General features: G+C 67.2%; 17 protein-coding genes and 1 tRNA gene. 12 read left to right on the top strand and 6 right to left on the bottom strand.

Annotated elements, in window-relative coordinates; all coding sequences use genetic code 11:
* The first annotated feature begins 85 nt into the window (after nucleotides 1–85).
* Nucleotides 86–436: a hypothetical protein gene (locus tag SPHPHY_RS0116830; protein ID WP_196802183.1), complete on the top strand. Its 351-nt coding sequence runs from the start codon at nucleotides 86–88 to the stop codon at nucleotides 434–436.
* A gap of 57 nt (nucleotides 437–493) precedes the next feature.
* Here SPHPHY_RS0116830 and SPHPHY_RS0116825 read toward each other — a convergent pair whose 3' ends face one another.
* The 4 genes from SPHPHY_RS0116825 to SPHPHY_RS0116810 form a co-directional block, all read right to left on the bottom strand.
* Nucleotides 494–1444 (bottom strand): alpha/beta hydrolase, encoded by a 951-nt coding sequence (locus SPHPHY_RS0116825; protein ID WP_051148459.1) that lies wholly within the window; start codon nucleotides 1442–1444, stop codon nucleotides 494–496.
* 244 nt (nucleotides 1445–1688) lie between these two features.
* The gene (locus tag SPHPHY_RS0116820) at nucleotides 1689–2816 is read right to left on the bottom strand and encodes an acyltransferase family protein (protein ID WP_022687855.1); all 1128 of its coding nucleotides are present in this window, start codon (nucleotides 2814–2816) and stop codon (nucleotides 1689–1691) included.
* Nucleotides 2813–5077, bottom strand: a complete 2265-nt coding sequence (locus SPHPHY_RS0116815) for an alpha-N-acetylglucosaminidase (protein ID WP_022687854.1) — start codon at nucleotides 5075–5077, stop codon at nucleotides 2813–2815. Before SPHPHY_RS0116815 ends, SPHPHY_RS0116820 begins: the two co-directional genes overlap by 4 nt.
* Nucleotides 5078–5284: 207 nt before the next feature.
* Nucleotides 5285–5358, bottom strand: a tRNA-Gly gene (locus SPHPHY_RS0116810).
* A gap of 265 nt (nucleotides 5359–5623) precedes the next feature.
* Between SPHPHY_RS0116810 and SPHPHY_RS0116805 the strand changes: the two genes are divergently transcribed.
* The 4 genes from SPHPHY_RS0116805 (at nucleotide 5624) to SPHPHY_RS20485 (ending at nucleotide 7900) form a co-directional block, all read left to right on the top strand.
* Nucleotides 5624–6091: a hypothetical protein gene (locus SPHPHY_RS0116805; RefSeq protein ID WP_156025125.1), complete on the top strand. Its 468-nt coding sequence runs from the start codon at nucleotides 5624–5626 to the stop codon at nucleotides 6089–6091.
* Between the two features lie 282 nt (nucleotides 6092–6373).
* Nucleotides 6374–6850, top strand: coding sequence for a copper chaperone PCu(A)C (locus tag SPHPHY_RS0116800; RefSeq protein WP_028057049.1), 477 nt, complete (start codon nucleotides 6374–6376; stop codon nucleotides 6848–6850).
* Nucleotides 6850–7470, top strand: a complete 621-nt coding sequence (locus SPHPHY_RS20490) for an SCO family protein (RefSeq protein ID WP_022687851.1) — start codon at nucleotides 6850–6852, stop codon at nucleotides 7468–7470. The genes SPHPHY_RS0116800 and SPHPHY_RS20490 overlap by 1 nt, the downstream gene beginning before the upstream one ends.
* Complete coding sequence (locus tag SPHPHY_RS20485) at nucleotides 7463–7900, top strand: copper uptake system-associated protein (protein ID WP_022687850.1); 438 nt, start codon at nucleotides 7463–7465, stop codon at nucleotides 7898–7900. Before SPHPHY_RS20490 ends, SPHPHY_RS20485 begins: the two co-directional genes overlap by 8 nt.
* A 305-nt stretch (nucleotides 7901–8205) precedes the next feature.
* On the opposite strand, the gene SPHPHY_RS0116785 is transcribed toward SPHPHY_RS20485, so the two are convergent.
* Nucleotides 8206–10344, bottom strand: a complete 2139-nt coding sequence (locus SPHPHY_RS0116785) for a TonB-dependent siderophore receptor (RefSeq protein ID WP_022687849.1) — start codon at nucleotides 10342–10344, stop codon at nucleotides 8206–8208.
* Between the two features lie 376 nt (nucleotides 10345–10720).
* On the opposite strand from SPHPHY_RS0116785, the gene SPHPHY_RS20480 reads away from it, so the two are divergent.
* From SPHPHY_RS20480 to SPHPHY_RS0116745, 7 genes are all read left to right on the top strand, one after another.
* A complete protein-coding gene (locus SPHPHY_RS20480) occupies nucleotides 10721–11986 on the top strand; it encodes a PQQ-dependent sugar dehydrogenase (RefSeq protein WP_022687848.1) in 1266 nt (421 codons plus the stop codon).
* A 188-nt stretch (nucleotides 11987–12174) separates the two neighbouring features.
* Nucleotides 12175–12513, top strand: a complete 339-nt coding sequence (locus SPHPHY_RS0116775; protein ID WP_022687847.1) for a hypothetical protein — start codon at nucleotides 12175–12177, stop codon at nucleotides 12511–12513.
* Nucleotides 12514–12687: 174 nt separating this feature from the next.
* A complete protein-coding gene (locus tag SPHPHY_RS0116770) occupies nucleotides 12688–13491 on the top strand; it encodes an NIPSNAP family protein (protein WP_022687846.1) in 804 nt (267 codons plus the stop codon).
* Between the two features lie 128 nt (nucleotides 13492–13619).
* A complete protein-coding gene (locus tag SPHPHY_RS0116765; RefSeq protein ID WP_022687845.1) occupies nucleotides 13620–14660 on the top strand; it encodes an oxidoreductase in 1041 nt (346 codons plus the stop codon).
* A 319-nt stretch (nucleotides 14661–14979) separates the two neighbouring features.
* On the top strand, nucleotides 14980–15186 hold the full coding sequence (locus tag SPHPHY_RS0116755) for a cold-shock protein (protein WP_022687843.1): 207 nt from the start codon (nucleotides 14980–14982) through the stop codon (nucleotides 15184–15186).
* Between the two features lie 102 nt (nucleotides 15187–15288).
* A complete protein-coding gene (locus SPHPHY_RS0116750) occupies nucleotides 15289–15498 on the top strand; it encodes a hypothetical protein (protein WP_022687842.1) in 210 nt (69 codons plus the stop codon).
* Nucleotides 15499–15628: 130 nt separating this feature from the next.
* Nucleotides 15629–16015 carry a DUF4174 domain-containing protein gene (locus SPHPHY_RS0116745; RefSeq protein WP_231370444.1) on the top strand — a complete coding sequence of 129 codons (387 nt, stop codon included), beginning with the start codon at nucleotides 15629–15631 and terminating at the stop codon, nucleotides 16013–16015.
* A 256-nt stretch (nucleotides 16016–16271) separates the two neighbouring features.
* Here the strand turns inward: SPHPHY_RS0116745 and SPHPHY_RS0116740 are convergent, their stop codons facing one another.
* The gene (locus tag SPHPHY_RS0116740; RefSeq protein ID WP_028057047.1) at nucleotides 16272–19682 is read right to left on the bottom strand and encodes an amidohydrolase family protein; all 3411 of its coding nucleotides are present in this window, start codon (nucleotides 19680–19682) and stop codon (nucleotides 16272–16274) included.
* Nucleotides 19683–19785: the final 103 nt, after the last annotated feature.

The raw sequence follows: 19785 nt of genomic DNA, 5'->3' as shown, positions 1-19785 counted from the left end.
ATCGCGATCACGCAAGAGCGGAGTGGCGCAAGTGACGTTTCGCCGAACCGTTGGCACCGCCGACCGGACGTGCGATCACGCGGCGATGAGGCTTCAAACGACGAAAGCCGTCTCGCTGTTGATCGTCAGCGGATTGTACTGGCACCTGGTCTGTCGAACGGCCGGCGTCGCCGAGCCGTGGGACGGCGAGGCCTATTGGCGTCTTTGGTACCCGTTTTCCTGCGTGCTCGCCGCCGCCGGCGGCTATCGGCTCGGCAGGCAGGGCTGGCGTGCCGGCGGGCTGGTCACGTTCGCCCAACTTCCGGTCATGTGGTTCAACGGCGGAACGGGGTCCCTGCTCGCCGCCGGCCTGCTGATCCTGTGCCTGCTGGCGATCCCCGCCACCGTGATCGCAGCGCTCGCCGGCCGGTTCGCAACGCGAGTCCGCGCTTTCTGAACGCTTGGCGGCGGGAGGGCACGTGGCCCGCCCGACGCGCTACTATTTCGCAGGCCCTTATTTCTTCGCGGCCAATAATCCGTGCATGGCCAGCCACCGTGCATAGGCATCGAACCAGCCGGTGGTAGTGGTCGGCTTCTGGTACATGCCGAAACCGTGCCCGCCCTGTTCGTACAGGTGGAATTCCACCGGCCGCTTCGCTGCGCGCCATTTGTCGACAAGGCCGATCCCATCGTTGGCGAAGAATGGATCGTCCGCCGCCAGCGCGATGAACAGCGGCGGCGCGTCGGCCGGGACGTCGACGGCGCCGAGCGGGCCGTAGATGTTCGCGATGAACGCCGGCTTCGCATCCTCACCGGCCAGCGTCGTCGCCATCGTCAGCATCGCGCCCGCCGAGAAACCGATCATCCCCACCCGCTCCGGGTCGACCTTCCATTCCGCAGCGCGCTTGCGGATCAGCGCGAACGCCGCGCGTGCATCGGCGATCTGCGGCCCCAGCCGCGCGGTCATTGCATTGGGGTCGACGCGCGGGCGCGGTGCGGCGCTCGAAAAGATCTCCGCCATCGATTTCTCGAACCCGGGCATGTCGGCGGGCGTCTGGTTCAACCGGTATTTCAGCACGAATGCCGCCACGCCGCGCTTGGCCAGCGCCTTGGCGACGTCCCAGCCCTCGTTCTCCATCGACAGCGTGCGGAACCCGCCGCCCGGCGCCACCACCACCGCCGCGCCGGTCGCGGTGCCGGGGGCGGGCAGGAACGGCGTCAGCGTGGCGATCGTCACGTTGCGCGTAAAGGTGCTGCCATATTGCCGGTGCCACGCCTCCGGGTTCTTCCCGTCGGGCAGCGGGCCGGTGTCGAGCGTGATCGCCGCCGGCTGCGCGGGGGTGGCGATCGGGGTCATCCGGTCGTCCTGTGCACGGGCGGGGAGCGCGATCGCCGTGCCCGCCAATGCGAGCGCACCCAAATAGCCGAACAATGCCTTCCTCAGTCCACGCCTTCGTCGATCCATGGCCATTCCCTCCTCCGTTGTCGTCGACATTCTCTTTTTCGGCAGCGACGCCCGTTCGGATAACAAGCGTCGTTGCCGCGACGACGACGACGTTACACCGGCTTCATTCGGAATCGCCAGTGCTATCGGCGCTACAACAGAGGCTGCTATTACAATGAGATAGGCCTCACAGAGCGTCGCCCCGCCGCGCCTGATCTGTGCCGCCATGCCGATCGCCATGCACCGCAAGCAGGGCGCGTGAGGATCAGACCTTCAGGATGATTCCGCGCCGGTCCAGCGCGCGCCCGAACCAGCAGCACAGGAGCGTATAGGCGAGCGCGCACAGCAACGACCCGACCGGTCCCGGCGCGAACGCCTGGAACCACGTCTCTCCGATCCAGCTGTAGAGTCCGACATCGGGGCGGACATGGATCAACTCCATCGTGACGACCAGCAGCTCGGAGAAGAGATAGATCGCCAGGGGGTTGCGCCCCAGCATCTGCAGGAAGTCACGCCCGGCGCGCATCCCCTTCAACTCGACCAGCCCGATCACGCCGCCCAGCAGGATCATGTCGATCCCGACCGTCAACAGCACGAACGAGCCGGTCCACAGCTTCTTGGCAATCGGCAACACCGGCGCGAGCAGCAGCGCCGCGACGACCAGTGCGACACCGATCGTGGTCATCCGCGTGACGGTCGCCATGTGCTTGCCCCACCGCTGGATCGCCACGCCGGCCAGGAACCCTGCGATAACGTTGGCGGTGGCGGGCAGGGTGCCGAGCAAGCCCTCGGGATCGAAGCCGTGATCCCTCCGGTAGAGATGCTGCGGCCCGATCAGCCACAGATCGAACGACGTGCCCGCATTGCGGTAGCGCCCGAACGCCTCGCCGGTCGGGCTCAGTCCGAGCAGGATCACCCATTGCCCTGCCACCAACGCGACGGCCGCCGCAACCAGCCACCGGGGCGACAGATAGCGCGCCAGCAGCCCGGCCAGCAGATAACATAGCGCGATCCGTTGCAGCACGCCGGTGACGCGCGTTTCGGCGAATGGCTTGAGCGCCCAGCTGCCGTCCGGCTCGTGCGTGACGAACGGATACCAGTACATCAGAAAGCCGAGGAGGAAGATCAGCGCCGCGCGCTTGAACAGCCGGCGCAGGAACGCGGCGTCGCTCATCGGGCGGGTCAACGCGAAGCTCATCGCGTTGCCGACAGCGAAAAGGAACGACGGGTAGACGAGATCGGCGAGTGTGAAGCCGATCCACGGCGCGTGGACGAGCTGTGCGAACGGCTCGCCCGCACCGGCAGTGTTGACGACGATCATCAGGAAGATCGTCGCGCCGCGAAACATGTCGAGCGAGGCGAACCGCTCCGGCCGCGTGGCGCGCGTCGTCATGGCCGTGCGATCTCCGTCATCAACGCGCGCGCGTCGCCGATCGCGTCGGCGGGCGGCGCAGAGCGATGGCTGCGGCCGTCGCTTACCCATCTTTCTTCCCAGTCGCGCAGGCGCACGGTGAACGCGGCGTCATCGACCGTGCGCCCCGCCAGCGCTGCGGTGCGGGCCCGGGCGAGGTACATTGTCCAGCGCGGCAGATAATAACCGGCGTACATCCCGGCCCATGCCTTGGAGGCGTAGTCGCCGAGGTGTCCTGCGCCGCCCCAGACGGTGACTTGCGCCTTGGCATCCTCCTCATAACGGCGCTTCTCGGCGGGAGTGTCGCCGTAGGCGCGCGCGTCGGCGATCCAGCTGGCGAGCGTTTCCTGCTGGCCGCCGATCAAGCGGTCGATCGCCTCCGCCAACCGCTTGATCCGTGCGGTTTCGTGATCGCCGGCCGGCACATCGCCACGCTGATAGGCGGCGACCGCCGCCTTGATGTGACCGTCGAGCGACAGGCTCGCTTCGTGGCGGACGAGATCGATGAGATCGTAGCGGAAAAGTGCGCTGTCGCGGTGCTGCGAGGCGAGCTTCAGCAGCGCCTGGATCCCCGCGACCGCCCTCGCCCGGTCGCCCGGCTCGGCGGGAAAGGCCGGCGCATCGGCGGTGGGGCGCTTGAAGAACAAATAGGCGCCTGCGCGTTCGTTCCACCAGCGCGGCGTCCAGTAGCGGACGTCGTACACGCCCGCGACCACGTCGCGCCACGCCGCGACCAGCGCAAGGTCGCTCCGGCCGTAGCGGGCGCGGGTATGGCGCTCCAGCCATGACGACAGCGCCATGTCGGCGCCGGGCCACGCCGCGTCGAAGGCATAATCGTAGACCAGGCTGTTGCTGTGCAGACCCTCCGGGAACATCCCGAACCCGCGCACCTGCCCGCGAGCCGGATCGGCGAGCAACGCCGCGATGTCGGTGCGGTAGAAGTCCGGCGCGCCATAGACGGGGTTGCTGCCGCCGTAATTGTGGACGTAGCCGTAGATCCAGTCCTTGCCGTCGAAGCCGTTGGTCTGTTTCCAGATCCCGGGATAGCGATCGTTGCCGATATCGAGGATCAGCATCCGCTTGTCGGGCACGTCGCGCAGGAAGGCGGCGATCGCGTCGCGGGTCCAGAAGGTCTTGTCGGCACCGAACAGCCAGCCCTGCATCACCCATGTCGCACCCGGCTGCGCATCGGCGATCGCGGTGAACAGGCGCTTGCCGTAGGCGGCCAGCCGCGCATCGCGCACCGCTTTCGGCAGCGCCGCGGCGCGGGTGGCGGCGGTGTTCGCGATACTGTCGCCATAGCTGGCGGCGGCGGTGTCGCTGCCGTCGTCGGCGATCGGCGGCACCATCTCGTTGAACGCGTCGGCGAGGTAATAACGGCCCGCGCCGTATTCCGCGGTGTAGAGCTTCAGGAACCGGGCGGCCAGTTTCGCGAACAGCGGATCGGACGGATCGAGCCAGTAAGTGCCCGGGAAGCCCTCCCATTGCCGCATCCGGTAGATGCGTGCCTCCGGGTGCGCCTTTGCGAATGCTTCGGGGACGTAGCCGGCGAAGGCGGGAAGGATCGGCGTCATGCCAAGCGCACGCATCCGCCCGAGAATGCGCTTTTGCAGATTGCGCTTCTTCTCGATCCAATTGCCCGATAGCGGCGCGCGATAACCGGCCATGTTGCCCATCCGCTCCCATGGCAGGAAGGGCGCGCCCGCGAACAACTGCGATACCTGCGCGTCGCTCAAACCCTGCTCGCGCCACAAGGCGCGCCAGATGTACTCCTGCCCCTCCATCGCCAGCGGCATGTCCACGCCGTGCACCGCCATCAGGTCGATCTCGCGTTCCCAGCGTGACCAGTTCCACCACGGCGTGGTGTAGCCATAGGTGCAGGTGTTGAGGAACGCCCGGTACGCGAACGGCGACGACACCCACCCGCTGTCGGCAGGCGGCAACCCGTTGAGCGCACCCACGCGGCCGCCCTCCCAGGAGGCGTGGAAGAGTCCTTGCCGCTCCAGCAGCGCGGTGACACCGCGCACGGCGGCGACCGGCGAGGAGGCGGTGACGGCGACGCGGTCGCGCGCGACCTGTACGCGGTAGCGTGCGTCGGCGGCTTTGGTGAGCGTGACCGCGACCTTGCCTTCGGGGATGCCCAACCGGGCAAGCGCGGCGCGCGCGTCGGAAGCGGTCTGGGCCTGCGCGGCGCTGACGGAAAGCAGCAGCGTGGCGATCAGGACGGAAGGGCGCATCATCATGGCGCCGATCCTTCCGCCCGGTTGCTGGAAAAGCAAAGCGCAGATCGACAAACGCGTTGGCTGTGGACGGAAAGTGCGCGTGGAGAGGGCATGTATATGACCTCAGCGTTTGTTGGGCGGGCGGGTCCGCTCATCAACGCCAGGTGCGAGCAGCTCGGGACGCTACCCGAGCGCGGCCTGTGACCAACGGAAGCCTGTGTTCGTTGCTGGAGCGGGTGAAGGGAATCGAACCCTCGTCGTAAGCTTGGGAAGCTTCTGCTCTACCATTGAGCTACACCCGCGTATCAACGACCTGGCGCTGATCTAACCACTCCCTAGGCTCCGTTTGTCGGCCCACGTGCGATCTGACGGCCGAGTGCCACATTCCTCGCGTGGTCGTCAACGTAGATCGTGCGGGTCCGGCGCACCGTGATCGGTGACCGACCGTGACGCTGTCGATCAATTCGGTTGCGCGGCGTCGCGATCGCCCGTGGACAGCGTCGTTCTCGCAGCAGACGTGCTCCGAACGCCACGCCACGCCACGCCACGCTGAGGCATAATGTCCAGGTGACATCGGCAGGGGGCGGGGGTAACCAGGCGAGCGTGACGGTCTTTCGGCACCTTCTGACGCAACGTCGTATCGCGCTGCTGCTCTGCGCAGGCGCACTGCTGCTGAAGCTGCTGGTGCCGTCCGGCTATATGATCGTCGACGATCATGGCAGGATCGGCATCGCTGTCTGCTCGGGGCTGGCGCCACAGGCGGGTGCGATGGCGATGCCCGGTATGGACGGCGACATGGCCATGATGCACGGCGCGGTGGCCGATCACGGCGGCGGCAAGGATCACGGCAGGGCCGAGATGCCGTGCGCGTTCGCCGGTCTGGCCGCGCAGGTCATCGGAGCGGTCGACATTGTCTTGCTCACGATCGCGCTTGCGATCGTCGCGGCGATGGCGTTGCGCGGCGGGCCCGGTTTCGTACCGCAGCCTGCTTCGTATCTTCGCCCGCCCTTGCGTGGACCACCGCTGACGAACTGACGGTTGTCCGGGACACCGGCTGATCTCCTGCTGCCAGTTGCGGTCCTCCGGACACGCAAACAGCTCTTCCGTTCTATCGATCGCGTTGAAGGCGGCAGGCTTGCCGCCGCGCCACGGTCTTCCGGTTGAGCCATGCGCAGGAGCGCCTTCGCGTTCGGAAGCATTGCCCACATCGGCCATCGCATGATGGCCCGGAGCAAGTCGTCCGACTGAATGCCGCTTCGGATCACCGCGCCGCAGCGCGCCAGCGCTGACCTACGCTCCCTGTTTCGAGGATATCGCATGACCTATCGTATCGCGCTGGCGCTCATCGCCACGCTTGCTGCTCCCGCGTTCGCAGAAAACGTGCGCAAGGGCAGCGTCACCGTCTCTCAACCGTGGTCGCGGGCGACCGCGCCGCGCGCCGCGGTCGGAGCCGGTTTCCTGACGGTGCGCAACACGGGATCGCAACCCGACCGTCTGCTCTCCGCCGCGTCGCCGCGCGCCGAACGCGTCGAGATCCACACCATGACGCTGGAGGACGGCGTGATGCGGATGCGCCCATTGCCGGACGGCATCGTGCTTCCCGCCGGCGGCGAGGCGACGCTGGCGCCCGGTGGCGATCATATCATGCTTATCGGGCTCAAGGCGCCGCTGAAGGCAGGGGAGCGCGTGCCGGCGACCTTGCGCTTTGCGCGTGCGGGGCTGGTCAGGGTGCAGTTCGCCGTTGGCGGCGCCGGTGACGCCGCGCCGGGGAACCAGCGTGGAGGGCAGCGCTGATGGTCGATCATCGCACACACCGATCGGTGCGCGGCGCCGTCGTGGCGGCGGCGCTGACCATCACGTTGATGAGCGGTGTCGCGGGATGCTCGCGTGAACCCGACGGCACAGGCAACGGCTCGGGCGCTGCACGGCAGGATGCGCCCGGCGGACCGTTCCGGCTGATCGACACCAACGGCCGGACGGTCACGAACGACACGCTGAAGGGCAAGCCCTACGCGATATTTTTCGGGTTCACCCGGTGTCCTGACGTTTGCCCGACCACGATGGCGCGCATGGCATTGCTGCACAAGCGCTTGGGGGCGGATGCCGGCAAGATGAACGTCGTCTTCGTGTCGGTAGATCCGGAACACGACAAGCGCGAGGACATCGCCAGCTTCCTCACGATGTTCGAGGCGCCGGTGATCGGCCTGACCGGTGATCCCGCCGAGCTCAAGCGGATGGAGAAGGCGTTCAGGATCTATGTCGAGCGGGTGCCGCTGCCCAATGGCGACTATACGATCGACCATACCGCCCGCATCCTGCTGTTCGACCGCACCGGGCAGTTCGCCGACACGATGGACGCCAAGGAGCCCGAGGATCAGGCGGTCGACCGGCTCAGGCAATTGATCCATGCATAAGCTGGTGCTGCTGGCGGGCGTTCTTGCGCTCGCCGGCTGCGGCATTCCGAACATCGTGCTGGATGAAGCCCGCATCCGCGAGGGAACCGAGGCTCATTTCGGCAGCCCTCGGTTTCCGATCGACACCGGCCCGATCGTGATCAGCGGCGATCACGGCATCGCCGACTGGACGCAGGGCGATTTCGGCGGACGGGCGCTGTTCGAGCGCGGCGCGCACGGCTGGATGCTGCTGCTGTGCAGCGGCGATTCCATTCGGCGTCCGGAAAACCTGATGCGGGCGGGCGTGCCCGACTTCAACGCGCACCGGATCGCGGAACAGCTTGCCAAAGCGGAAGCCGCGCTTCCGCCTGGCCGGCTTGCCCGGATGAAGCGCTTCATCGGGACCGCGCAGGACCATGAGAACTATCTCGAGACGCTGGAGGCGAAATGATGCATCCCGTTCGCGCCGGACGTCTCCTCGTGGTGCTCGCCATCGCCGCTTCGCCCGTCAGCGCATAGGAGGCGGGTAGCCGACCCTGCTGCTAAACGGCGCGGATCGCGGGCGAGTATCAGGATAACGATCACTGTATCGACCGATCGAGAGCGAGCGGATCTTCGTACAGCCCGATGTGGCGTTCCGGCCGGGAGCACGCAACGACCTGCAAGGCCGGTACAGTCGGCGCGGGCACTCGCCGGTGCAGTCGATCGTCGTCGCACGCCCCTTGGGAAGGAGGCAACGCCAGCCTGTCGGTCCGGTCAGAGCGACAGGCGCGTCGTCAGCTTGACCTGGCGTGGAAGGCCCACTCCCAAGAGGTTGTTGCCTGCCGCGCTCCAGTAACGCTCGTTCGTCAAATTGTCGGCATTCAGCTGAAACGTCACGTTCTTGCCGGCGGCGTCGACGGTGTAGCGGATCGACGCGGAAAACGTCGTGTAGGCTCCGACGAAGCCCTCGTTCAACGCATTAACGGCGCGCCGTCCGACATGGAAGGCGCCACCACCCAGGGCGAAGCCCCGCAACATGGGCGGTCGATATTCAGCGAATACGCTACCGGTCCACTCGGGGGTATTCTCGGGACGCAGCCCAATCAGGGTTTCGGGGGTGGCGTTCAATACCTCGGCGTCCAGATACTGGCCGGATGCGTAGAGCGAGAGGGCGGGCGTTACCTCGCCCGTGAACGATCCTTCGATCCCGCGATAACGCGAGCGTCCTGCCAGCTTGAAGCGGTTGTCGCGGGGATTGAGGAAGGCGAACGGGCGGGTGATCTGGAAGCCGGCAAGCTGGAATGTGACACCGGCGAGCACCTCGCCCTTGATGCCGCCTTCATATTGGCGGGACACGGCGGGGGAAAGCGCCTCCGTCGCGTTCACGGCGGACAATGGTGCGGTGCCGCCTTCTTCAAGTCCCTCCAGATAAGTCGCATACAGGCTCAGCGACCGGACCGGTTTGACGATCAGTCCGACCGATGGGGTCCAGCGCGCGAGCGAGAAGCCGCTGCGGACGCCGGCGGCAGATGTCGCGCGGCTGCGATAGTCGCTATACCGCACACCGCCCAGCAACTGTACCGGGCCGACCTCCACCCGATCGGTGACATAGGCGCCGACGTCACGGACGCGCAGTGGTGCCGTGGTGAAGGTCGTTGCATCCGGCACGGCGATATCGATCGGGTCGAAATAGTCCTGCGCGGCGGTCAGGCCGGTCGCGTTGCGGCCGTTCTGCGAGCGCCACTGGCTGTTCGCGCCGACGATCAGGTGATGCGTGAACGGTCCCGTGGCGAACGCTCCGGCCAGTTCGGCGCGCGCGATCCGGTTGCGGAAATGCTGACCGACGACCCGCCCGATGCGCAGCGTGCCGCGACCGTAGCTGGCGGAGCCAACCCGGAAGTCGACATTCTCGATCTGGCTGAACTCACGATCGCGCACCGTGACGGCTTGCCCGCCCTCGACCGTCAATGCGAATTGCGACGACAGCCGCACGTCGACCCGGCCGAGGATGTCCGTGGCCTGCGCGACGTAGCGCAGGTTCCGCCCCCCTAGATTGAGCGTCGGATCGGGGATCGGCGGCAGCGTGACTCGCCCTGGCACTGCCGGCGGCACCAGCGCGGACCCGGCGGCGGGCACCGCGATCGCGGCGGTTTCGGTGATGTCCTTGGCGACATGTTCCACGTCGAGCCGCGCGGTGATCGCATTGCTGATCGCCCAGTCTGCTGCAACGGCCGCGACGTAGCGGTCGCCGTTCACGCGATCGACGCCGGTGTCGAGGATGCCGGCAGCGCCGTTGAAGCGGATGCCGAACCGGTCCGTAACCCGGCGCGAGACATCCGCCGCCGCATAGACAGCCCCATGATCGGTCACGCTGCCGGTAAAGGTCGTCACGTCGGACGTGGGTCGCTTGGTGACCAGATTGACGATGCCGGACGGCGGCGCGTAACCGTAGTAAAGCGCCCCGACTCCCTTCAGCACTTCCACCCGGTCCTTGTTCTCCAGCGGCAAGTCGACGAGATTGATCGTCGGAAGCGAACCGTTGAGCCTGAAGCTCGTACGCGTTTCCACCAGGATGCCGCGCACCACGACATTGTCGTAGGTCGATCCGTTCAATTGCGCGCGGCTGACGCCGGCGGTGTTGCGCAGCGCATCGAACAGGCCTGATGCCGCCTGCGCGAGCAGCAGCTCCTGCGGCACGACGTTGACCGTCAGCGGCACGTCGATCACGCGCGCGTTTCGGAATGTCCCGACCTGCACGAGATCGGCACCGAAGCTGTCGGAGCGATCGGCGGTCACGACGACATCGTCCAGCGCGACGTCGGTACGATCCTGACGTGCCGCGGCGGCGGGCGCCGCGTCCTGCGGCGGTGCCGCCACGGCCGCGGACGCAACCAGGTAGGTGATGTGTAGCATAGATACTCCCCGCCGGTCGACTATTGCGAACGATGAGCATTAGCAAGTGGTTTTGTTGATCATGCTGTCGGTGTCTTACACGTCCGGTGGCGCGGCGGGCGCAAGATGCCGGCAAGCTTCCGGGCGCTCAGTCCAGCGACCGGCTATGTGAACCAGCGCGCTTCACCGAGGTGCGTATCCGTTCTTTCGGGGAGGGCACGTGCGTGCCGCCGCCGCTGCGCGGCACGACGCTGCGAAGGTCGCGCTTCTCGTCGATACCGTGGCGAACCTGCGTCAAGCGACAACAAGCCCCGCACGCCACCCAGATCAATCATCAATGACTGGCATCATGGTTCGACTTTCGCCACGGTACAGGATCAATCCCGAAAGGTGGCGCATGCCTCATTTATCACTCGCCGCCCTGGCGGCCTTCTCCGCGCTCGCCGGCTGCGGTTCTCAGGACAAGCCGTCGGAGCCGCCGGCCGCACAGGCAGCCGCGCCGATCAACTACGGCTCGTCGCAGCCCGCAGCCACGAAGCCGTTCAAGGTCACGCCGGTCGCCACGTTCGACAATCCGTGGGCGCTCGCCTTCCTGCCCGACCAGACGATGCTGGTCACCGAAAAGCCAGGAAGCTTGTGGCTGGTCAAAGCCGACGGGGCCAAGACGCAGGTCGGCAACGTGCCGCGCGTCCATTTCGAAGGGCAGGGCGGGTTACTGTTCGTCGCCGCCGCGCCGGCGTTCGCGCAGAACCGGCAGGTGTATCTCACCTATTCCGAGCCGGGCGAAGGCGGCGACGGGCTGGCACTCGCGCGTGCCACGCTGGACACCAGCGGCGCGCAGCCGGCGCTGGCGAATGTCGAGGTGCTCTGGCGGCAGTTGCCGCGCGGCAAGGGCGGCCAGTTCGGCGGCTATATCGCTTTCTCGCCGGACGGCCGATATCTGTTCCTTGCGTCGGGCGAGCGGCAACGCTTCACACCCGCGCAGGACCCGGATCAGGCGCTGGGCAAGATCCTGCGGCTGACGCTGGACGGCAAGCCCGCCCCGGGCAACCCGGGCGCCGGGAAGGTAGGAGCGGCAACGATCGGCGTCATCGATCCGCCGGAGAACACCGGGTCGGCGGCGAAGGCGGTGGCCCGCAAGGTTACCCTCGATGCGCCAAACCTGACCCCCGCGGAAACCTGGTCCACCGGGCATCGCAATCCTTACGGGCTGGCATTCGACACGCATGGGCGGTTGTGGGAAACCGAAATGGGTCCGCAAGGCGGCGACGAGCTGAACCTGATCGAGCCGGGGCGCAATTACGGCTGGCCGGTGGTGTCGTACGGCAAGAATTACGACGACACGCCGATCGCATCTCCGAAGGGCAATGCGAAGTTCCAGGAGCCCGCGCTCTACTGGAACCCTATCATCGCCCCGGCCGGACTCACCTTCTACGCCGGGCAGATGTTCCCCGAATGGCGCGATTCCGCGTTCGTCGGCGGACTGGCTTCCACTGCGCTGATCAGGATCGCCTTCGACGGCATCGTGCCGCGTGAAGCGGAGCGCTGGGACATGGGGAACCGCATCAGGGCGGTGATGGCGGGGCCCGACGGCGCCTTGTGGGTATTGGAGGATGGCTCGGACGGGCGGCTGCTTCGGCTCACGTCCAAACGGGCGGGTTGAGCAAAGGTCGATCGATGCGCCGCGGGGGCGATGACCCTCGATGTCGCCCGTGCACGCCTTTCGGGCGATGGCCGCGTCGTGCGTGATGGGGAGGGACCTCTCGCGCCACGCCGCCTGCAGCCCGGCCGACGCCATGTCGCGGTGGCGGGCGACGAGGCGGCGGCGTTCCCTGCCCACGGAGCCGGCCAGTGGCGGCGCACGTAACCGAGCCGCCGACCACGCCCGATGGTCGCTATATCGTCGTGCGCGGGCGATTGTGGCGCAAGAGCGATCCCGCGCTCGCGCCGGAGGAGCGGCAGGCGCTCGTCGATGACCTGATGGCGGCGCGGCGGGCGGTACGGGCGGCTTTGAATGCCGGCGACGAAGCGGAGCTGCGCCGCGCACGGGATCGCGTCCAGCAGGCCAAGGTCGGGCTGGGGGAACGTGGGCCGGTGTGGTGGGACGACAATGCTCCGGACCTCGACCGTCACATGGCGCGGAACACCTGTTATGCGGACTGGCATTCGGTGGTGGAGCGCGGCGGGTAGACGCCTTGATCGTCCGCTTGGTCACGGGCCGGCAGGGGTGGGTCCGGTCGCGGTCGCCGCCGGCCAGCGATCCACCGGCCCGGCACCATCTTCACGTTCGTGCTTAACCCGCGTCGGTTGACGACGTCGACGCTATCGGCTTCGTATGTAGACAGGCGGCTTGGCGAGGAAACGATGGCCCTTACGATCGATCGACGTGCGATGCTCGCGGGGGCGACCGCCGGTAGTGCGGCACTTGCGGCTGGCGCCGGCGCGCAGGCCCGATCAGGTGCCGCGGCCGCACCCGAGGTGTACGAGCTTCGCACCTACCGTCTCGTCAACGGCCCGATGAAGGAGCGGCTCGACGGGTATCTCCGCGACGCCTTCATCCCCGCTGCGCGCCGCGCCGGCTGTGGACCCGTCGGCGTTTTCACGGTGAGCATCGGTCCCGACAGCCCGAGCATCCTCGTTCTCGTCCCCCATCCATCGCTCGCGGCATTCGCCGCGCTGGCTGGCCGGCTCGCTGCGGACAGCGGCTACACGAGCGCAGCCGCGCCGTTCTTCGACGCCACGCCGGCGGCCCCGCCCTATGCGTCGCTCGAAGTGAAGCTGATGCAGGCGTTCCCGCATTTCGCCCGCGTCGAGGTGCCGAGCGGCAAGCAGGCGCGCATCTTCGAATTGCGGACCTACCGCAGTCATAGCGAGAAGGCCGGCGCGACGAAGATCGACATGTTCGATACGGGCGGCGAGATCGAGATCTTCCGCCGTACCGGGCTGACGCCGGTGTTCTTCGCGCAAGACCTGACCGGGCCTCGGCTGCCGAGCCTGACCTACATGCTGACCTTTCCGGATCTGGCGACGCGCAACCGTAACTGGGGCACGTTCGGCGCGGATCCGGCCTGGCGGCGGCTGATCGCAACGCCGGGACTTACCGACCCGGAGATCACCACGGGTATCGATAACCAGATCCTCGCCCCGACCCCTTATTCGCAGATTTGAGTGACGGGGCCCCGGATCGCCTCGCAGACACCCTGGCTGGCACCTGTGGCGGCGACGGTCGACGCGCGGCTTGATCTTGGCTCCCCTGCGCGCCCATCGTCGCGATCGATGGCGGAACGACGGCCGCGATGATCGGGACGATCGGCGTCGGCCTGATCGGCTACGGCCTTGGCGGGCGCGCCTTCCATGCACCCTTTGTCGGGGTTACCCCGGGGCTGTCGTTGCGGGGCATCGTCTCGCGCGATCCAGCCAAGGTCCACGCCGATCTTCCCTGCGTGCGAGTCGTTCCCACCGTGGAGGCGCTGCTCGACGATCGCGCGATCGAGCTGGTGATCGTCTCCAGCCCCGACGCGCTCCACGCCGAACACGCGCTCGCGGCGCTCGCGGCGGGCAAGCACGTGCTCGTCGACAAGCCGTTCGCGACCTCGCTGGCGGATGCGCGCGCGATGATCGACGCAAGCGAACGCGCCGGACGCCTGCTTACCGTGTTCCACAACCGCCGCTGGGATGCGGACTTCCGGACACTTCGAGCGCTGCTTGCCGACGGTCGCCTGGGGGAGGTGGTGACATACGAAAGCCGTTTCGATCGCTGGCGGCCCGTTCCCGCGGCGACATGGAAGGAGGCGCGTCCGGGCGGCTCGTGGTTCGATCTTGGCCCGCATCTGGTCGATCAGGCATTGCTGCTCTTTGGTCGTCCGCTGGCGGTCAGCGCCGACATCGCCACGCTGCGTGCCGGAGCGCCGGCGCCCGATTACTTCCACGCCACCCTGCGTTACGCGGACAAGCGGGTGACGCTGCACTCCAGCAAGCTCGCCGCCGACCACGGGCTGCGCTTCACCGTTCACGGCACGCGCGGCACCTGGACCAAGCACGGCATCGACCCGCAGGAGGCGGCGACGATCGCCGGGCAGGTACCCGGCGGGGCCGGCTGGGGCGAGGACCCGCAGCCGGGACGGCTCACGACGGATCAGGATCCCGGCGGAGCGCCGCTGCCGAATCGCGCGGGTGACTATCGCTTGTTCTGGTCGGCGCTGGTCGCCGCGATTCACGGGACGGGGCCTAACCCGGTGACGCCGCAGCAGGCGTTCGCCGTGATGGAGGTGTTGGACGCGGGATCGCGTAGCGCGGCGGCCCGTTGCGAAATCTCTCTCGCCGATGGCGCGCCATAAGGCGCGAGGCGGAGAATATTCGATTCGCCAGCGGAGCAGGAGATCAGCCACCGGCGATGCCGCCGCAAATACAGCGGTAACGAGCCGAATGTCGGCGGCAAGCACGGGTGCATGGTGCCGCAGGTAGCCGCGTTGCGTGTGATCGGTGTAAGACGACCCTTCCAATTTAAAATCTATCTGCTATACCGAAATCGCTGACGTCGCATGCGACGGATATCTGAGCTGACTTAGTCGCCTCCTTGTCCTTTTCTAGCCTCACCGAAGCCGGGATGTGCCGCACTTGGCGCATGCCCGTCACTGCTTGGGACAGGAAACCCATATGACTACCGGAACCGTAAAATTCTTCAATCTCGACAAGGGCTATGGCTTCATCGCGCCGGAGACCGGCGGCGGTGACGCATTCGTCCACATCTCCGCTGTCGAGCGCGCGGGCATGCAGACGCTCAACAAGGACCAGCGCGTGTCCTATGAGCTCGAGACGGACCGCCGTGGCAAGACCTCCGCGGTCAATCTGCAGGCTGCCTGATTGATGGCCGGCCGGGCGACAGGATCGCCCGGCCGGCTTTCGATATCTATCCCGCGGCGCTTCCACCATGCTGGGACCCCCGGAACATCGGAGCGACACGTCATGTCGAGGATCATCCCGCGCCCCTTCCTGATCGCCAAGGACGAGGAAGGCGATTTCCGCCTCACCGTTCGCGAGGTGCGCTACAACTCGCAGAGCTATCCGATCGTGACCTCCACGCTGCAGCCCGAGACCTTCAAGAGCGCGAATGCGGCCCGCACGCACGCCAAGGAGCATCATGGCGCGGTTGCTGGAGAGTTCGCCTCCAAGTGATCTATTCCGGACGACGGCCCTGAGCGGCCTGTCGTCCTGATACTGACGGACGAATTCTCACGGAATTCCGTCAGGTTAACGTGATTGCGGCACGTCATCTGCCGTGGTGCGTTGTCGGTGCATGAGTACCTTGAACCTGTTGCTGTCCGCAGTGCTGATGGCGGTTCCGCCGTCCAGCATGGCCGTGATGCGATGGGAAAAGCGCATCTTGCTGGTTAGCGCACCCGACGCGCGCGACTCGCGCCTTAACGAACAGCGCCGGATCATGAAGCGGTGGAAGGCCGAAGCGGAGGATCGCGACCTTGTGGTGGTCGAGATAGTAAGCGGCTCTGTTACGGGCGCTTCGGACGACGCTGCAGCGCTCCGTAAGCGCTACAGGATGCCGGCCGGCGACTTCTCGATCGCACTGATCGGCAAGGACGGCGGCATCAAGCTGCACAAACGGCAACCCATTACGGCCGAAACCCTCGAAGGCACAATCGACGCGATGCCGATGCGGCGCGGCGGGGCGCGGTAACGCACCGGAAGGACGCCGCCGGAAGATGGACGGTGCTCCCGTCCCTCACAACCGTCATGTACATCCTTCGCATACATGCTGAGCGGAAGGCTGCCGAGCGTGCACGGCGGGTCGGCGTCGGTCGAGACCACGAACATCGTCCCCGCCACGCACCGCCGCCTGCGACGATCGCGAGCGTGCCGCGTTAACCCGGCACTCTCGCGGTGACCCGCCGGCCGCGGCCCTTTGTCTGGGGCAGCGTGGCCGGCAGTGGCTGTCAGTCGAGATCGCCATTGCCGTGGCCGTGGCCGATGGTCAGCTTGGCGCCCGTATCCGCGCCGCCGCCGGCGCCATTTTCCCACCAGTACGGCAATCGCTTGCGGGTGCCGGTCGCGACTTCGTTGAGCGTGGCGGCGTCGTAGAGCCGCCCGCCGAGCATCACCTGGGCGACCTTGTCGCTGTTGCGGATGTCCGCGGTCGGATCGGCGTTCAGCACGACGAGGTCGGCGAGCTTGCCGACTTCGAGCGAGCCGACGTCCTTGGCATAGCCGAGCGACGTCGCCGCGGCGATCGTGCCGGCGCGCAACGCCTCAAGCGGCGTCATCCCACCGCGCACGAAGCTCCATAACTCCCAATGCGCGCCAAGCCCGGATTGTTGGCCATGCGCGCCGATCGCGACGTTCACGCCCTTGGCGGCGAGCTTCCTGGCCTCTCGCGCGGTGGCGCCGTCGACATAGTCCTCCTCGGGCGCGATCGTGCGGCGGGCGTTCTGTGCGGCGAGCAGTGCGGGCGGCGCGTGGCGTCCGAGCAGCGGGTGGCGCCACACGTCGGTATGCGCGCGCCAGTACGGGTCGCCCGCCGGGCCGCCGTATGCCACGACGAGCGTCGGCGTGTAGCCGACGGTGGTCTGCGACCAGAGGCTGACCACGTCGTTATAGAAATGCTCAAGCGGCACGTTGTGCTCGACGGTGGAATTGCCGTCCTGCACCAGCGACATGTCGAGCGTGAAGAGCGAGCCGCCCTCCGGCACGACCTCCATCCCCTCCGCCTGCGCAGCGGCGACGACCATCTGGCGCTGCTCGCGGCGTGGCTGGTTGTAGTTCTTGACGCTGTGCGCGCCCTGCGCCTTCAGGCGTCGGACGATCGACAGTGCGTCGTCATAGCTGTCGATCTGCGCATAAACGTCGGGGCTTTTCGCGCCATAGATGATCTCGCCGACCGAGAAGGTGCGCGGCGCGAGCACCATGCCGGCCTGCTGCATCTCCGCGGCCGGGAAAATCTCCGCCGACCGCGACGACGGATCATGGATGGTGGTGGTGCCAAGCGCGAGGTTGGCCATCGCGGACCAGTTCTGCTGCGGCACCAGTTCGTCGTCGCCCTGCGGGCCGTGCGCGTGCGCGTCGACCAGGCCGGGGATGATCGTCTTGCCCGTGACATCGACGCTGGTGGCGCCAGCAGGCACTGGCACAGACGCACGCGGGCCGACCGCAACGATCCGGTCGCCGCGGATCAGTACGGTGGCGTCGTCGATCACGCCGCCGTCCGCGCCGGCCATGGTGACGACGCGCGCCCCGGTGAGCGCGACGGTGCGCGTCGGCTTGGCGGCGGCAACGTCCATCGACAGCGACACGCCGGTGCGCGGGGCAACGAACTTGGGCGCGTCTTCACCGGCGGGTGCCTGACGGAAGAGCGCAACGGTATCGGCGCTATAGAGCGTCGGGCCGGCGCTCCAGTGGATGCGCTTGCCCCCGTCGGACCAGTTGATGAAGTCCGCGCCATCGGCACTGACGCGCGTCACCGGCAGCGCGCCGGACTTGGTGTCGACCTCCACGGCCTGCTTGCCGGGCATCAGCGGCATGACGAACGCCTCGTAATTCTGGCGGAAGGCGACGTAATCGCCGGCGGGCGACACCTGATAGTCGTTGACCAGCTCGCCTGCGGCATGAACGCGGCGGTTCTCTCCCGACAGGTCGATGCTGACCAGCTGGCGCTTATCGCCTTCGTTGGCGATCAGGAACACGCGGTCGCTGCCGGCACCGAACTGCGGCTCGGCACCGTCCTTGGTGATGCGTACCGGCGCGCCGCCGGTCGTCGGGACGCGATAGATGCCGGTATCGGCATTGCCGCGCGGGGCGGTGAGCTCCCCGCCTTCACCCTGTTCGAAGACGATCGTCTTGCCGTCCGGCGAGAAGCGCGCGCGGCGGTAATGGCCGGCGATCGTCGTGATCGACTTCGCTGCGCCGCCGGTCGCGGCGACGGTGCGGATCTGCCCGAGCCCGGCGTCGGTCCACCCGGTGAAGACGATCGTGCGCCCGTCGCGCGACCAGCTCGGCCATAGTTCCAGTTCGTCGGCCCCGCGTGTCAGCCGCTTCGGCGCGCCGCCGGCGAGCGGCTTGACCCACAATTTGCCGAGCGTCTCGAATACCACCTGCTTGCCGTCGGGGGAGACGGTTGCCCAGCGCGTCGCCCTGGTCATGAAGCGGTCGGGGGCGATCTCGACTTGCGGGTGCACGGCCTCGGCGATCACGCGCGTGTCGTCGACGCGGAACGGGATCACTGCCGCACCCGAGCCGTCCGCGCCGATGCGGCGCAGCTTGCCGCCCGACCAGAAGACGATCGCCTTGTCGTCGGCTGTCCAGCTCATGTTCGGGTAGACGCCGGTCACTGCCCAGGTTTCCTGGACGTCGCGGTCGAGCGGCCCGTAGACGATGCGCTCGACACCGCTCGCGAGCTCCTTCACCCACAATTTGCTGATGTTGTTGTCGCGGCGCACGAAGGCGATCCGCTTGCCATCGCGCGACGGCGTCGGGCGGACCGAGCCGCCGACGCCGCTGACGGCGGTCGTCACCTCGCCGGTGTCGATATCGTAGCGTTCGATGTCGAACAGGTCGGTGCGCGAGTTCTGCGCATATTCGAAGGTCGGCCCCGAGGAGACGTTGCGCGTGTAGTAGATGCCCTTGCCATCGGGCGCGTAAGTGGGCTCGCCGAGTTCCTTCTGGAGCACTTCGCTGGCGCGCTTGACCAGTTGCACGCCGCCACCACCGGAGACGTGATAGAGCCACACTTCACCGGTGCCGAGCGAGCGCCCGGTGGTGAAATGCTTCTTGGCGGCGATGAAACGGCCGTCCGGGCTCCACGTCGGCTGGTTGAGCAGACGGAAGTCTTCCTTCGTCACCTGGCGCTTGTCGCTGCCGTCGATGTTCATCACCCAGATATTGTCGCCCCCGCCGCGATCGGAGGTGAAGGCGATACGGCGACCGTCGGGCGAGAAGCGCGGTTGATGCTCGAATGCCAGCCCTTCGGCGATGCGGGTCGGCGTGCCGCCCGCAACCGGCATGGTGTAGATGTCGCCGAGCAGGTCGAACGCGATCGTGCGCCCGTCCGGCGCGACGTCGACGTTCATCCAACTGCCCTCTTCGGTGGAGATGCGTACCTGCTTCGTGCGCAGCCCGCGCGGGGCATTGACGTCCCACTTGGCGGGCTTGTCGGCCTTCGTACCAGTGGAGGCGTCACCCGCGGCGGGGGCTGGCGGGGGTAGCGCGCCGGCCGGCGTGGGCAGCGGTGCGGTCGCCTCGTTCTCGGGCGCCTGTGTCTGTTCTACGGGCTTGTCGGCGGGCGGGGTCACCTGCGCCGCCAGCGGCGCGGCGAGCAGGCAGAGTGCGACGGCGGTCATGGCGCGATAGGTCACGATGTGATGATGTCCCCTGTTTCTCGCGCCTATCGTTAACCGATCCGGGCGGCGCGTCACGTGTGAAAAGTGCCGTGTGTGCAACGACCTGTGGGAAAGTCGC

Source organism: Sphingomonas phyllosphaerae 5.2 (genome assembly GCF_000419605.1).
In the GTDB taxonomy this organism is placed as follows: domain Bacteria; phylum Pseudomonadota; class Alphaproteobacteria; order Sphingomonadales; family Sphingomonadaceae; genus Sphingomonas; species Sphingomonas phyllosphaerae_B.
Note: the sequence above shows the minus strand (reverse complement) of the source record. Positions and strands in the feature narration are given on the sequence as shown.